Origin of the sequence: Clostridium sp. TW13, from assembly GCF_024345225.1 — a bacterium.
In the GTDB taxonomy this organism is placed as follows: Bacteria; Bacillota; Clostridia; order Clostridiales; family Clostridiaceae; genus Inconstantimicrobium; species Inconstantimicrobium mannanitabidum.
The window spans coordinates 2,516,636-2,531,538 of record NZ_BROD01000001.1 but is presented as its reverse complement, the minus strand read 5'-3'; the positions used below and the strand labels follow the sequence as shown (position 1 = coordinate 2,531,538).

Annotated in this window: 12 protein-coding genes and 1 pseudogene; 11 read left to right on the top strand and 2 right to left on the bottom strand. The window is 29.0% G+C overall.

Translation table 11 applies throughout. The annotated features are described in order from the left end of the window. Positions 1-235: 235 nt before the first annotated feature. A complete protein-coding gene (locus OCU47_RS12250) occupies positions 236-2,248 on the bottom strand; it encodes a methyl-accepting chemotaxis protein (RefSeq protein WP_261828885.1) in 2,013 nt (670 codons plus the stop codon). Positions 2,249-2,981: 733 nt separating this feature from the next. On the opposite strand from OCU47_RS12250, the pseudogene OCU47_RS12245 reads away from it, so the two are divergent. From OCU47_RS12245 to licT, 4 genes and pseudogenes are all read left to right on the top strand, one after another. Then, positions 2,982-3,305, top strand: a pseudogene (locus tag OCU47_RS12245) (fucose isomerase); the annotation flags it as partial. A 314-nt stretch (positions 3,306-3,619) separates the two neighbouring features. Further along, positions 3,620-5,512 (top strand): beta-glucoside-specific PTS transporter subunit IIABC, encoded by a 1,893-nt coding sequence (locus OCU47_RS12240; RefSeq protein WP_261828884.1) that lies wholly within the window; start codon positions 3,620-3,622, stop codon positions 5,510-5,512. A 49-nt stretch (positions 5,513-5,561) separates the two neighbouring features. Next, a complete protein-coding gene (locus OCU47_RS12235; RefSeq protein ID WP_261828883.1) occupies positions 5,562-6,977 on the top strand; it encodes a glycoside hydrolase family 1 protein in 1,416 nt (471 codons plus the stop codon). A gap of 114 nt (positions 6,978-7,091) precedes the next feature. Then, entirely contained in the window at positions 7,092-7,925 is an 834-nt protein-coding gene (gene licT / locus OCU47_RS12230; RefSeq protein WP_261828882.1) for a BglG family transcription antiterminator LicT, read from the top strand. Between the two features lie 150 nt (positions 7,926-8,075). On the opposite strand, the gene OCU47_RS12225 is transcribed toward licT, so the two are convergent. Continuing rightward, positions 8,076-8,207 carry a hypothetical protein gene (locus OCU47_RS12225; RefSeq protein ID WP_261828881.1) on the bottom strand — a complete coding sequence of 44 codons (132 nt, stop codon included), beginning with the start codon at positions 8,205-8,207 and terminating at the stop codon, positions 8,076-8,078. Between the two features lie 235 nt (positions 8,208-8,442). Between OCU47_RS12225 and OCU47_RS12220 the strand changes: the two genes are divergently transcribed. From OCU47_RS12220 to OCU47_RS12190, 7 genes are all read left to right on the top strand, one after another. Continuing rightward, positions 8,443-9,360, top strand: coding sequence for an ABC transporter ATP-binding protein (locus OCU47_RS12220; RefSeq protein WP_261828880.1), 918 nt, complete (start codon positions 8,443-8,445; stop codon positions 9,358-9,360). A 2-nt stretch (positions 9,361-9,362) separates the two neighbouring features. Next, entirely contained in the window at positions 9,363-10,250 is an 888-nt protein-coding gene (locus OCU47_RS12215) for an ABC transporter permease (RefSeq protein ID WP_261828879.1), read from the top strand. An 88-nt stretch (positions 10,251-10,338) separates the two neighbouring features. Beyond that, complete coding sequence (locus OCU47_RS12210) at positions 10,339-10,776, top strand: LytTR family DNA-binding domain-containing protein (RefSeq protein WP_261828878.1); 438 nt, start codon at positions 10,339-10,341, stop codon at positions 10,774-10,776. An 11-nt stretch (positions 10,777-10,787) separates the two neighbouring features. Then, complete coding sequence (locus OCU47_RS12205) at positions 10,788-11,228, top strand: DUF3021 domain-containing protein (protein WP_261828877.1); 441 nt, start codon at positions 10,788-10,790, stop codon at positions 11,226-11,228. Positions 11,229-11,492: 264 nt separating this feature from the next. Then, entirely contained in the window at positions 11,493-12,452 is a 960-nt protein-coding gene (locus tag OCU47_RS12200) for an AAA family ATPase (RefSeq protein ID WP_261828876.1), read from the top strand. An 8-nt stretch (positions 12,453-12,460) separates the two neighbouring features. After that, positions 12,461-13,582 (top strand): DUF58 domain-containing protein, encoded by a 1,122-nt coding sequence (locus OCU47_RS12195; protein WP_261828875.1) that lies wholly within the window; start codon positions 12,461-12,463, stop codon positions 13,580-13,582. Further along, positions 13,579-14,853 carry a hypothetical protein gene (locus OCU47_RS12190; RefSeq protein WP_261828874.1) on the top strand — a complete coding sequence of 425 codons (1,275 nt, stop codon included), beginning with the start codon at positions 13,579-13,581 and terminating at the stop codon, positions 14,851-14,853. Before OCU47_RS12195 ends, OCU47_RS12190 begins: the two co-directional genes overlap by 4 nt. The last annotated feature ends 50 nt before the right edge of the window (positions 14,854-14,903 follow it).

Below are 14,903 nucleotides of genomic sequence, written 5' to 3'. Positions count from 1 at the left end.
GGTGATATCAAACTGAATATAAAGTTCGATATCACCTTGTTTTTTATTTGTATACAATTTTATTCACTTTAAGCTATTAAAGGACATTGTTAAAGATCTTGTTGCCCATAAGGTAAAACGATTTGCAATATTTGTTGTATGAAAGTATGATGTAATTTCAACTTTTAAAGTTAGGATTATGCATATTGGTTATTTCTAAAATATAAAAATATACGAGGTATTTGATGTTTGATTGCTATAGGTTAAACTTGTTTACTAAGTCAGACAACTTAGAAGATTTGCTCCTATTTTCTGCAGAGTTATTTAATATAGATTCTTTCTTTGAATTAATGTTGTTCATATTTTCTGCTATAGTGATTGAAGATTCAGAAACAACAGAAATAGCTTCTGTAAGTTCTTCAATATTAGTAGCAATAGTGTCTATTGAATCAGAAATTTCACCTGAAATATCTGAGAAGTCTGATGCCATATGTTTAACATTAATTCCTGCTGATTTGTAAGATAATGCAACATCACTCAATTTTTTATAATCATTTAATATATCTTTTTCTACTACTGATAACAACTCTTCTGAAGTGCTAGATAGATCTTTGACAGCATTTAAAGCTTTATCTACATTTTGTTGTATGTTGATAACAGTAACAGATGATTCCTCAGCTAATTTTCTTACTTCATCTGCTACAACAGCAAAACCTTTTCCATGCTCTCCGGCTCTTGCGGCTTCTATTGATGCATTAAGAGAAAGCAAATTAGTTTGTTCTGAAATATCTAATATGCTATTTGTCATTGAGGATATATTCTCAACGATTGAGATTTTATCTAATGCCTCTTTTAATTTCATACTGCAATTTTTGTAGGTTTTTTCAATATTCTCTTTTGATATAGTAGTTTCAGAATGGATGAGAGTTGCATCCTCTTCAATTTTTTTTGCCAGTTTAACACTTTCATTAGCTTTGTTTACCATAATTTTCGTGTTATTACTTATTAACTGTGAAGTTGAGTTAACCTCATGCAAGGAGGCATTACATTCTTCCATACTAGCTGATATTTCTTCTGTTGTTGCTGCTGATGTTTCTAGTTCAGAGGAAATTTCAGATAACATCAAATCTATTTGTTCACTGCTAGAGCATATTTCATTACTGTTAAGCTTAACTTCTTTGATTGTTGAGTTTAATGTTTCAACCCCTGAATTTAAAGCCTCTATAACTTGTCCGAATTCATTATTAGTTTTTACTTTTCCTCTATAAGACAAATTATATGCAGATAATTCTGATGAATACTGTTTTACATTATTTATTTCTGACGAAAGATATTTTCTCATAAATATAGAAATTACTATGCCAACAATTATAAATAGAATTGTCAAAATTAATTGTTGCACTGCAATTTCACTAATTCCACTTAAAATATCTTTTTGAGAAACAACAAGGCATACTGACCAAGGTGTATTTTTTACTTGAGTATGAGAGATAAAAATACTAGAGTCTTTTAAATTAAGTTTTTCAACTGATGTTGTAGTAGAATTTATTTTACTTAAAATATCTTGAAGATTTTTACTGATTGTTTTATCTGAATTTTTATTAAAATAATTTGTGAAATTAGTTCCGTTTATGACAACATCCATTTTTTGATGTGCAACAAAATTACCAGAACTATTTAATAAAAATGCATATCCATCATTGCCCATTTTTACAGACTGAACAATTTTATTTATATCATCTAATTTTATAGTACCACATAGATAACCAACTATAGCATTTTTATTATTTTTAATTGGGGTAACAATGGTTGTTATAGATTCTTTCTGTTCTTTCCTAATAAAAGGTTCAGTAATAAAAGATCCTTTTTCTTTCATTGTTTTAAAAAAGCTGTCTTTGGATTGATCTTTGATTTCAGATGTTGCAGCGTAATATCCCTTTCCATTAGTATCCATAATGAACATTCCATCATAGTTCCACTTTTTTATTTCATTTAATAGTAGTGGCTGTTGTAAACTCCAATTCATTGATTGTATTTCTGATAATGAAGCAATATAATTTAATTGTTCTTGTCTATGATAGAATTCTCTTTCTATTGAAGATGCACTATCTTTTGTTCTCTCTATTAATGTATCATTCATAGTATTCAATATATTTGTTTTTGTTTTGTAGTATGATAGTAGAGAGGATATGCAACATATACTTACTACCAAGGCTATTATTTGGAGCATTATTTTATTTCCAACACTATAAAGTTTTCTTATTTTCATATTTTGTTTCCTCCTGATTTATGTATTTTATCTTATGTGTTAAAATGGCAGTTTTCTTATGAATTAAACTATAAAATATTTAGTGATATAGTAGTGGTGTAAGTGTTTATTTCTTACAATTCATATGAATAACTTAATGGTTATAAATAATTTTAATTGATTGTGCTATATATAGATAATTTTCATATGGTTTAATTGGATACTTATGGGCAATATCACAAGAGCTACAAGCCAATATGTTATAGTAATTTTGAATCATAAATATTTCAATGAACTTTAAGATAGTTTTTATATTTTAAGTTTCTATAATAGCTAAGTAAAAGTTGTTTAAATGTTTAGATGAGTTTTAATACTTATCTTCTTAAACAATAAGGTTAAAAAGCTAATTATAGCATAATTACTTGGACATAAGCCTTTAATAAAAGCATAAGTATAGCGAATAATTTTGTTATAGAGTCTGTTATTATTAAATAGCACAACGAATAAAATTATAGTATATATATCGATACATTCATGAGATTCTTTATTCAATTTTAGAAAAGGAAAGTTTTTCAATGGTATATGATTGTAATAACAAATTTTCTTAGCTTGTAACGCTCCAATTAAACAATTATATAACCTAGGAGTAGAAATTCAAGAAAATTTAGAACTAGATTTATTTGCAGCATTTAATGAGCATGCAAATGATCCAAGAATTCCAGAAGTTATAGCTAGTATGGAAGCAGAACTTGGCGAAGGAAACAAGATGCCAGGAAAGATTACTTTCTTCCGTCTTCAAAGTTCTGCAGATGCTAAGTTAAGAGCTTATGTAGCAGAAGGAGAAGTTTTACCTGTAGTTACTCGTTCTTTTGGAGCAATAGGAGTATTTGCAATTCCTGAAATGGGAAGATTCTACCGTCATGTATTAATTGAAAGAAATTATCCTCATCATGGAGCAGTTGCTTTTGGATATTATGGAAAAGCAATCTTCAATCTATTCAGATACTTAGGAGTAGAAGAAGTTGGATTCAATCTACCAAAAGGAATGTTATATAAAACAGAAAATCCATTTGCATAAGAATTTAATGTAAATAGAATCACAGCATAAATATATCTATCAAGAGTAAGTCCTAGAATTAATCTAGGACTTTTTTTGACATAATGCACATTAAAAAAATAAAATTCTACAAAATATATTGCATGTGTAGATAAAGTATGATATTATTCATATATAGAAGTAAATGTTTTCAATTAAATATGTTTTAACACATTTTGTTAAGGCGTGTTACTGGTAATGCAGGCAAGACCTAAATAAAAGTGCACTTATCTAATTATGATAGGTTCATTTTATTTAGGTCTTTTTTATATTAAAAAATAGGAGGAGTGATAAAAATGGATTATAAAAAAGTAGGACTTCAAATTTTACAACTTGTGGGTGGAGGTGAGAATATAAGACGGTTGACTCATTGTGCCACAAGACTTCGATTTGAATTTAATGATATGTCTAAAGTTGAAGTGAAAAAAATTGGTGAGTTACCTGGAGTAATTAGCGTTGTTGATAAAGGTGGACAATTTCAAGTAGTTATTGGAAATGAGGTACAACAAGCTTATAGAGCAATAATTCATGAAACAGGAAATTTAGAAGGAGCTAATAAAGCATCAAATAAAGATGAAAAAAAAGAAGGGATAGTATCTCATTTAATTAGTATAATATCTACTACATTTACACCAATGATTCCCGCTATCACTGGGGCAGGTATGATAAAAGCTCTTCTTGCAATTTTAACATTAACTGGTGTAATGACTGATAAAAGTCAAACTTATCAAATATTAAATATGATTGCTGATTCAGCATTCTATTTCATGCCAGTATTATTAGCTTATGGAGCAGCAATAAAATTTGAATGTAGTCCAATTCTTGCAATGACATTAGCAGGAGTATTATTACATCCAACTTTAGCTAAGTTCATGGCAGCAGGAGGTCCAGTTCATTTATTTGGTATCCCTGTAACTTTAGCTGATTATTCAGGCTCAGTATTACCTATTATTATAACTGTATGGGTGATGTCTTATATTGAAAGATTTGCAGATAAAGTATCACCATCAATTATAAAATTTTTCACAAAACCACTAATAATATTATTACTTACAGCACCACTAGCATTAATTGTAATCGGACCAATTGGAACATATCTTAATGATTTAGTAGCTGCTGGAGCAGAATTCATAAACTCAAGAGCTAGCTGGTTAATTCCTTTATTAATGGGTGCATTCCAACCACTACTAGTAGTAACAGGAACAGCTTGGGCAATGACACCAATTGCAACTATGCAACTTTCAACTAAGGGTGCAGAAATGATCAACGGACCAGGAATGTTAGCTTCTAACATAGCACAAGGTGCAGCAACAGTATGTGTAGCTGTTAAATCTAAAAATAAGAACCTAAAACAATTAGCAGGATCAGCAGGTATTACAGCACTTATAGGTATAACAGAACCATCACTTTACGGAGTAACTTTAAAACTTAAAAAGCCGTTAATAGCATCTATGATAGGTGGTGGATGTGCAGGTATTTATGCAGGAATTACAGGGCTTGTACGTTATGCATTTGTATCACCAGGGCTTGCAGCACTTCCAGTATTTATAGGTAAAAATCCGATGAATATTGTTCATGCATTAATCACTTGTTTAATTGCTTTTGTAGTTACTTTTGCACTAACTTGGATTTTAGGATTTGATGATCCTATAGAAGAAAATCAATTAGCTAATGAAGATAGAGATTCAATTGATCTATTTACAGAAAAAAATTATGATGCTACTAAAGCTATAAATGAAACATTTGAAGTAGTTAGCCCATTATCAGGTGAGATAATTTCTTTAAGTGAAGTAAATGATGATGTATTTGCAAGTGGATTGCTAGGACAGGGAGTAGCTATAATTCCAAATGAAGGCATAGTATGTGCACCAATTAATGGTGTAGTTGCTACAGTACTAGAATCAAAACATGCAGTAGCAATTAAGGGAGATAATGGTGTGGAAATGTTAATACATGTAGGTATTGATACTGTGAATCTTGAAGGAAAACATTATAAAACTTATGTTAAAGAAGGAGATAGAATTAATATAGGAGACAAATTATTAGAATTTGATGCAGATGAAATAAAGAAATTAGGATATGATACTGTTACTCCAGTAATAATTATTAATTCAGATAAATATGAAAGCATAGTTGGAGAAAAAAATAAATATATATCATTTGGAGAAAAGATTATTACAGTTAAATAAATAATTATTTCATGATAGAATATTTAACATAGAAAGAGGAGATTTAAAGATGATTTATACTAATACAAAAGATTTTCCTAAAAGCTTTTTATGGGGAGCATCAACTTCAGCATATCAAGTTGAGGGGGCATGGAATGAAGATGGAAAAAGTCCTTCAATAATAGATATGTGTAATCATCCTGAGGGAACAGCAGATTTTAAAATAGCAAGTGATCATTATCATAGGTATAAAGAAGATGTGAAATTATTTGCAGAAATGGGATTAAAGGCGTACCGCTTTTCAATTGCATGGACCAGAATTATCCCTTATGGAGTAGGAGAAATAAATGAAAAAGGAATTAATTTTTATAATGATTTAATTGATGAATTAATTAAAAATAACATAGAGCCAATAGTTACTATGTATCATTTTGATTTACCATATGTGTTAGAGCAAAAAGGTGGATGGGGCAATCGTGATACCATTAATGCGTTCTTAGGATATGCTAAAGTTTTATTTGAACGTTTTGGTTCCAAGGTTAAGTATTGGCTAACAATAAATGAGCAAAACACAATGATTCTTCATCCAGGAGCTATAGGAACTCCAAAAGGTTCTACATTACCTAGTAAAAAAGAGTTGTATAAACAAAATCATCATATGCTCTTAGCTCAAGCATTGACTATGAAGTTATGTCATGAAATGTGTGCTAATGGGAAAATTGGTCCAGCACTTAATACAACAGCGATGTATCAAGATACATCTAATCCGGATGATGCTATAGCTGCTCATAATTGGGAATCTATACGATGCTGGAATTTTTTAGATGTTGCAGTAAAAGGAGTATATAATCCTTTAGCATGGAGTTATCTAGTAGATAGAAAATTAGCTCCAACTATACAAGATGGGGACATGGAAATTTTGAAAAATGGGAAACCAGATTTTGTAGCTATTAATTATTATTCCACAGCAACTATAGCTGCAAGTAAAAACGATGCGTCTGATGTAAGTGCGAGAGCAGGAGATCAGCAAATAATGCTAGGAGAGCAAGGTGTTTATCGAGCTACTGAAAATCCATATGTAGGAAAAACAAAATATGGATGGGTTGTGGATCCAGTAGGTTTAAGAATGACTCTTAGAAAAGTATATGAAAGATATAACTTGCCTATTTTAATTACTGAAAATGGAATAGGTGCACCTGATGTATTAGAAGAAGATGATATAGTAAATGATGATTATAGAATTGAATACATAAAAAAGCACTTAGAGCAATTACAGTTAGCTATAACAGATGGCGTTGACGTGATGGGATATTGCCCTTGGTCAGCAATTGATGTTGTAAGTACACATCAAGGTTATGGTAAGCGTTATGGGTTTATTTATGTAGACAGAGATGAATTTGATTTAAAGGATTTAAGAAGAATTAAGAAAAAGAGTTTTTACTGGTATAAAAATGTTATAGTAACTAATGGTAGTGATTTAGCTTAATATTTTATTTATGGCTTTGTTTAATTAAAGGTATTTGGGATTAAACGATGTATCTTAATACTAAAAATAGCAAAGCCTAATTTATAAGGAAAATAATATTGGAGTGAATAAGATATGAACATAAGAAAAATACTTAATAATAGCCTGATTTTAGCAGAAGATGAAAATAAAAAAGAAATTATTGTTATGGGAAAAGGGCTTGGTTTTAATAGTAAAGTAGGAGATGTCTTAGAGAAAGAAAAAATTGAAAAAATATTTGTTCTTAAAAATGAAACTACTATGAAAGAATATGTTAGACTTATTGAACAAACTCCAAGTGAATATGTTGAAATAACCAATTATATTATAAATTATGCAAATAGAAATTTAGGTAAAAAGTTAAGTGACCAGCTTTTTATTACATTAATAGATCATATTTCGTATGCAATTGAGAGGTATAAAAAGAATATTACTATACAAAATCGTTTAATATGGGAAGTTAAAAAGTTTTATCCCAAGGAATTTGAAATTGGTATTTATTCAGTAAAGTATATCAATGAAAAATTAAATATAGAATTATTAGAAGAAGAAGCTGCCAATATAGCTTTTCATATAGTAAATGCTCAAACAGACGAGGGAGAAATGCAAAATACCTTACTAACTGTAAAACTTTTGAAAGCTATATTTAATATAGTTCAATATAATTTAGGAATAAAAATTGATAAGGACTCAATAAATTATTCGAGATTTTTAACTCATCTTCAGTTCTTTATACAGCGGTTGCTTGATGGAAAAATTATTGAATCAAGAGATAGTTTCATTTTCAATCAAATTACTAAGGAATATCCTGTAGAATTTAAGTGTGCAAAATTAATTGAAGAATATATTAAAAATGCATTAGATAAAGAAATTTCTTATGAGGAATTACTTTATTTAACAATCCATATAGTAAGAATAAATCAGAAATAAAAAACTAACAAAAACAAATGCTGTATAAAACAGATAACCGATTTAAATAAGAGCATCCTAGAGATATATTAAGCACTATGAAATTATAAATAATATTGTTTATAGAATTCATAGTGCTTGAAAATCTCTAGGACTTTTTTAATAGAATAGTTATTTCTTTTTATCATCTGGTTCTACAGCTAACAATATAAAGTCCTTACCAGTTTCAGCTTTTAATGATTCTTCAGCTTTTTGTATTGCTTTAATTTCTGCTTCATTCATATCTGCCATTTTATAGTTCATTTTGTTCATCTCCTTTAATGCTTTGGTTAAAAATTAGTTTTTCAATTATAGATAAATAATATGCAATTTCAGATATGTAAAATAATAAGATAAAAATCAGTAACATATATGCTTATATATGTAACTCACACACTCACTAATGCAACCTACAATAAATGGTATTGTAGGTTTTTTGTTATGCAAATATACTTGATTTGTAGCCAAGGTTAACAAAGAAAAAAGGAGAATATAGAGTATGGAAACTATAATAAAGGTTAAAAATTTGAGTAAAAGTTTTGGTAATGTAAAAGCAGTTAATGATATTAGTTTTGAAGTACAAAAAGGAGAATTGTTTGGCTTCTTAGGGGTTAATGGTGCTGGTAAATCTACAACCATAAATATGATCTGCACCCTAGCACAAAAGACTTCAGGCAATGTACAAGTGTGTGGGATGGAACTTGGAAAGAAAGATAAGGAAATAAGAAATAAAATAGGAGTGGTGTTTCAAGAAAATTCTTTAGATGGATTATTAACTGTAAAACAAAATCTAATTTCAAGAGCCTATTTATATGAAAGCAATACAAAAAAGATAAAAAAGAATTTGGACAACGTATGTGAGATATTAAAAATAGGAGATTTGTTAAATAGACCTTTTAAAGAGTTATCTGGTGGACAGAAGAGAAGTTGCGATATAGCAAGAGCACTTATGAATACTCCAGAAATTTTGTTTTTGGATGAGCCAACTACAGGGCTTGATCCTAAAACTCGTCAGAATTTATGGAATAGTATAGAGTATTTAAGAAAAGAAATGAAAATGACTGTATTTTTAACAACTCACTATATGGAAGAGGCAGCAAAAGCACAACATATTTCTGTTATGGATGCAGGGAGAATTGTAGCTAGTGGAACTCCGTTTAAATTAAAAGAAGAGTATTCTATGGATAAGCTAAAAGTGGAACCAGCTAATAAGGAGACGGTAAAAAGTATTTTGAAATCAAATAGCATTAAATATAAGGAAGACACTAATAGATTGAATATAGAGATCCCTAATAGCCTATTTGCAATATCTTTGCTTGAAAAACTTCAACAGCATATAAATTCTTTTGAGGTAGTACAAGGAACAATGGAAGATGCATTTTTAAATATTACAGGAAAGTCATTAAGGGAGGCTTAGAAATGAAAACAGTAATGATGTTAACAAAAAGAAATATACTTCTATATTTAAAGGATAAAACCACTGTATTTTTTTCTCTATTATCAATGTTTATAATTATAGGACTAATGGTGATTTTTTTAGGAAAAATGAACGTAGATAATGTTTTAGGATTAGTATCTGTTGAAAGAGTGAAGGCAACATTTCTAGTGAATTCATGGGTTATGGCTGGTATAATTGTTGTGAATTCTGTAACTGTTACTCTTGCAGTAGTTGGAATTATGATAGAAGATGAAGATAAAAAGAGAATGGGTGCTTTTTGGGTTTCACCAGTAAGTAAATTTAAGCTTACATTAGGATATATATTAGCTGCCTTTGCTATGGGCTGTGTATTATGCTTCATAACTATAGGAGTATCAGAAATATATATAGGATTAACGGGAGGATCGTTATTATCATTAAATGCTGTATTTAAAGTTATAGGTATTACTGTAGTAAATGTTTTTGCCTCATCTTGTTTTATATATTTTATATGTGTTTTTATTCATACATCAAGTGCATTTTCTGCAATGAATACTATAGTTGGAACATTAGTTGGATTTATTTCTGGGATGTATCTTCCTATGGGAATGTTACCAGAACTTGTTCAGAAAGGTGTAAAACTCTTTCCTATAGTTTATGGAACATCTTTAATGAGAGAAGTCTATGTTAAGGATGCCATAGATGTTGTTTTTAAAGGCGCTCCTGCAAGTGCTATAAATAAGTATAAAGAATATATGGGGATATCAGTATCATGGGGAAGTAATTCAGTAGATAGTTTTGAAAAAATATCAATATTAATAGGAAGTAGTTTTTTATTTATATTATTAGCACTTTTAGTATTACAAAAGAGAAGGATAAGAGATAGATAGCAATATAATCAATAAATAGTGGAATAGTTATTAAGTTACATTTAAAATATAAGATATAGTATTGTTGTTATTGTGTATGGGGGGATATATGAAAATAGTCATAGAAGATGTAAAAGAAGGACAAGAAGATGAGATTATAATTCGCTGTAATAGATTAGATGAGTCTTTGCTACAAATGATTTATGGTGTGAAAATGCAGCAAAAGAAGTTGGTTGGAATAAGTGATGGTCAAATGCATATGATAGATGCAAATGATGTATATTATTTCGAAGCTGTGGATAATAAGATTTTTATTTATTGTGAAAAAAGAGTATTTGAATCTAAGTTAAAACTTTATGAAATTGAAGAAGAGTATAGTAATACTGATTTTTTTAGGGCCACTAAATCAACAATCATTAATTTAGCCAAGATTCAAAAATTAAGTCCTGCATTTAATGGGAGATTTGAAGTACTTCTTAATAATAAAGAAAGGGTAATAATCTCAAGACAGTTTGTACCAGAATTGAAGAAAAAATTAGGTCTGTAGGAGGAGTATGAATGAAAAAAACATTTAAAGAGTTTGTTGTTTTATTTTGCACTATAAATACAGGTGTTATGTTTGCAACTGCAATCTATATATCATTATTTGAAAAAGAAGCATCTTTGCATGTAAGCATTTTGTGGCAAATGTTATTGGTTACATTCCTTACATCTCTATCGGATTTATTATATTATTCAAAGAAAGAACTTAGTAAAAAACAAGCTATTATTAGGACATGCATTCAATTTATTTTAGTAAGTACTATAGTAATAGTATGTGCATATCTATTTGATTGGATAGATCCAACTAAACCGTTGTATTATATAGTATCTCTTATAGTTCTCATAATCATAGTGTATATTTTAGTTAAAATTATTTCATATAAGAAGGATATGAAGATGGCTGAAAAGTTAAATGAGAAGATAGCAGAATACAATAGAATTAAAAAAAACAACTAAGGTTGTATTTATATTTTGAAATAAAGATGGGAAGCTAACCTAATTTTTAGGTGCTTACCATCTGTTTTTTATACTATTTATATTAAATTACCATTTTACAATAGTATAAGGGAGTAAAAAAAACTACATAATGAATTTTATAGTATTTTTATAAAGATTTAAGAAAATTTAGTGAGAGAAAACGTTTTGATTTTCGTGAAAATGAGTATATAATATAGTTAAACAATTAAATGGTAAAAAGTACTGAGAATGGAGAGAAAAGTTATGGAAGTAAAAGTATTAGCTGAAAAAATTAAAACAAATGTACAAAAGGTTATTATAGGAAAGGATACAGTTATTAATATTATAACTACATCACTAATTGCAGGTGGACATGTTCTACTTGAAGATGTGCCAGGTACAGGTAAAACAGTATTGGCGAGAAGTTTAGCTAAATCAATAAATTGTGATTTCAAAAGAGTACAATTTACACCTGATTTGATGCCTTCTGATTTAACTGGTATAAACTACTACAATCAAAAAGAAGGAGAATTTACATTAAGAAAAGGACCAGTTTTTACAAACATACTATTAGCAGATGAAATTAATAGAGCAACTCCAAGAACTCAATCAAGTTTATTAGAGTGTATGGAAGAAAAACAAGTTTCTATAGATGGGACAACCTATAAGTTAGATAGTCCATTCTTTGTAATTGCATCTCAAAACCCTGTAGAATCTCAGGGAACTTTCCCATTGCCTGAAGCACAATTGGATAGATTTTTAATTAAAATAAACATGGGACATCCAACTTTAGAAGAAGGAAAGCAAATCTTCAAACGTTTTATTGAGGATGATCCGCTAGAAGAATTACAAAGTGTATGTGGCAAAGAAGAAATAATTGAAGCAAGAAAAGTGTGCAGAAAGATTTTTGTCAGCGATGATGTTCAAGAATTTATATTAAAGATAGTTGAAGCTACTTTGCATGATGATAATATAATTTTAGGCGTAAGTCCAAGAGGATCTCTTGCTATGCTTAAGGCAGCTCAAGTGTATGCAGCAATAAATGGAAGGGATTTTGTAACTCCTGATGATGTTATAACTTTAGCACCATATGTATTTGGACATAGACTTATAGTAAAGAATGCACTAAAAATTAAAGGAAATTTTAGTTGTGAAGAGATAGTTAGACAAATAGTTAGAACAGTTGAAGTACCAACAGAGTCTTGGGGTAAAGAAAGAAATTAGGTGAGAATATGGAAGTAATATTGATTATAGTTATAATCCTGATATTCTTTAAATTGCAAAATAAATTATATTTAAAACATGCTTTCAAAGATGTAGAATTCCTAATGGAATTTCAAGATGAAGCTATATTTGAAGGTGAAGAAACAAAGTTAAAACGTACCTTTATTAATAGAAAATTTATGCCTCTATGGTGGCTTAGAACACAATATGTGCTATCAGCTAATCTTGAATTTGATGAAACTCAAGATGATAATAATATATCAAAATTAGATCATAGAAGTGAAGAATTATCTTTATTTGGACATGAAAAGTTAGAGAGAGAGATAGCTATAAAGGGAAAGAAGCGAGGTTTTTATACAATAAACAATGCAGAATTAATAACTACAGATTTGTTTGTTACCAATAAATTCGTTAAAAGATTTGATGTTGCAAATGAGTTATATGTGTTCCCTAAGCTATTATCAAACCTAATAATAGATGTTAAGTTTGAAAAACTTTTAGGTGAAGTTATTACGAGAAAGCATTTAGTTTATGATCCATATGAGAAGAAAGGAATTAGAGATTATTCCACATATGATAGCATAAAAGATGTAAACTGGAGTGCTACAGCAAGAACTGGAGAACTAAAAGTAAATGTTTATGATTATACTTCAAGTCAGGAAGTTATTATATTCTTAAGTTCCCAAAAAGATAACTCGTGGGTAAGTGATGATGTTATTGAAGAAGGAATAAGAATAGCTGCCACACTATACAATGAATTCACTACACAAGGAATAAAAGTTGGGTTAATAACTGATTCAGTAGATCGTGAAACTAACATTAATATTTCACAAGAAGCAGGATGTGAAGGAGATCATGGCATTTTATTTAATAGGAATTTAGCTAGAATTAGTATAACTGAAAATAATGAGAACAATATTGGAAGTTATATTAATGAGGAAGTTTTAAAAGGTGAAAATCAACCGTTATGGATTGTAATTTCAAACAACAGGGGGAAAGATATTGTAGCATCAATTGAAAATGCTAAAGCAAACAAATTTGATGTGCAATGGATAATTCCTAAAGAATATGATGTAGATGCATTAGTGGAAAATTTAGATGAAGTAATATTATGGGATGTGAACTTATGAGTGAGAGAGTAGATATTTGTGAAATTACAGAAGAGTATATAAGTCATAAGTATGTAAAAAATTTAATGCATGAGTTAGCAGAGGATGTTTTACACTACTTGTGTATATATCCTTTGGTTGCCTTTTTCAATAGAGCTTTAACTGGAAATTCATCAATGACTTATTTGGGATTAATGTTACTAATCCCTATATTAATTATGACATGTTTTAGAGTGAAAATAGCAAGAAAAAGTAAATTTCTTTTAGGTGTGCTAGGAGTATTTTTAGTATCTACACTGATATTAATATTAAGTAAACAGTATTTATTTGAAATTCTTTTACTTTTGTGGACGTATATTTGCTTTAATAAAAGTTCTAAAGTGCAGTATTTTAAGTTTACAATGGGAAAGGTATTCCAGTATGAATTTGGATTGATGTTTCAAATCTTGCTTCCAGCAGTTTTCGGTTTAGATGACATACAAAATCTTACATTGATAGTGGCTATACTAATTATGTTAGTTGGGATTACTTATGTATGTAAGGCAAGAAATACAAAGTTATTTTTGATTACTAAGGAGGGTAAAGGATATAAGAATAAGAATGGTAATATATTCTTAATTCAAATAGCTGCGTTAATAATTATAAGTATGATTTCTTTATTCGGACTTGGAGTATTTGAAAATGCACATTATATAACTCAAGATTTAGCTAAAGGGGCAATGACCATTTGGCAAAGAGCCAATCCTAATGATACTTCATCTAATAATGCTAAGAAGAAAAATGAGGTGCCTAAATTAAATCTTGCAAAAATTGATATAAATAAGTATGCAGGCAAGCAGTCAAAGGTATTTCTTGTATTAGGATATATATTTAGTTTCTTATTTAAAGTTATAGCTATTCTAATTTTACTGGCTATAAGTTATATGGTACTAAACGGATTTTTATTATATATAAAGAAGTTCATGAACGATGAAAAGGTAACTTTTGTTTTTGATAAAGTAGATAATGGGGAAGATACGAAAAAAGCAGTGAAAGAGAGAAAGAGAATATTACCGACTTTCCGTCCAGATGAAAAGGGTAAGGTAAGAAGGGCGTATAGGAATAGAATCTTAAAGTATAGAAAGAAGAATGTATTTATTAATGAGTTTTATACTGCAAATGAGATAAGACAGGAAATATTTAATACAACTGCAGATAATCTGGATAAAATAACGGCTATTTATGAAAAAGCTAGGTATTCAAACAATAAAGTTACAAAAGAAGAGATAGAAATAATTAAGGGCAGTAAATAGAGAAGAGTTATAGTTTATTAATTTAGATTATTTTATATTGTTAAGATATA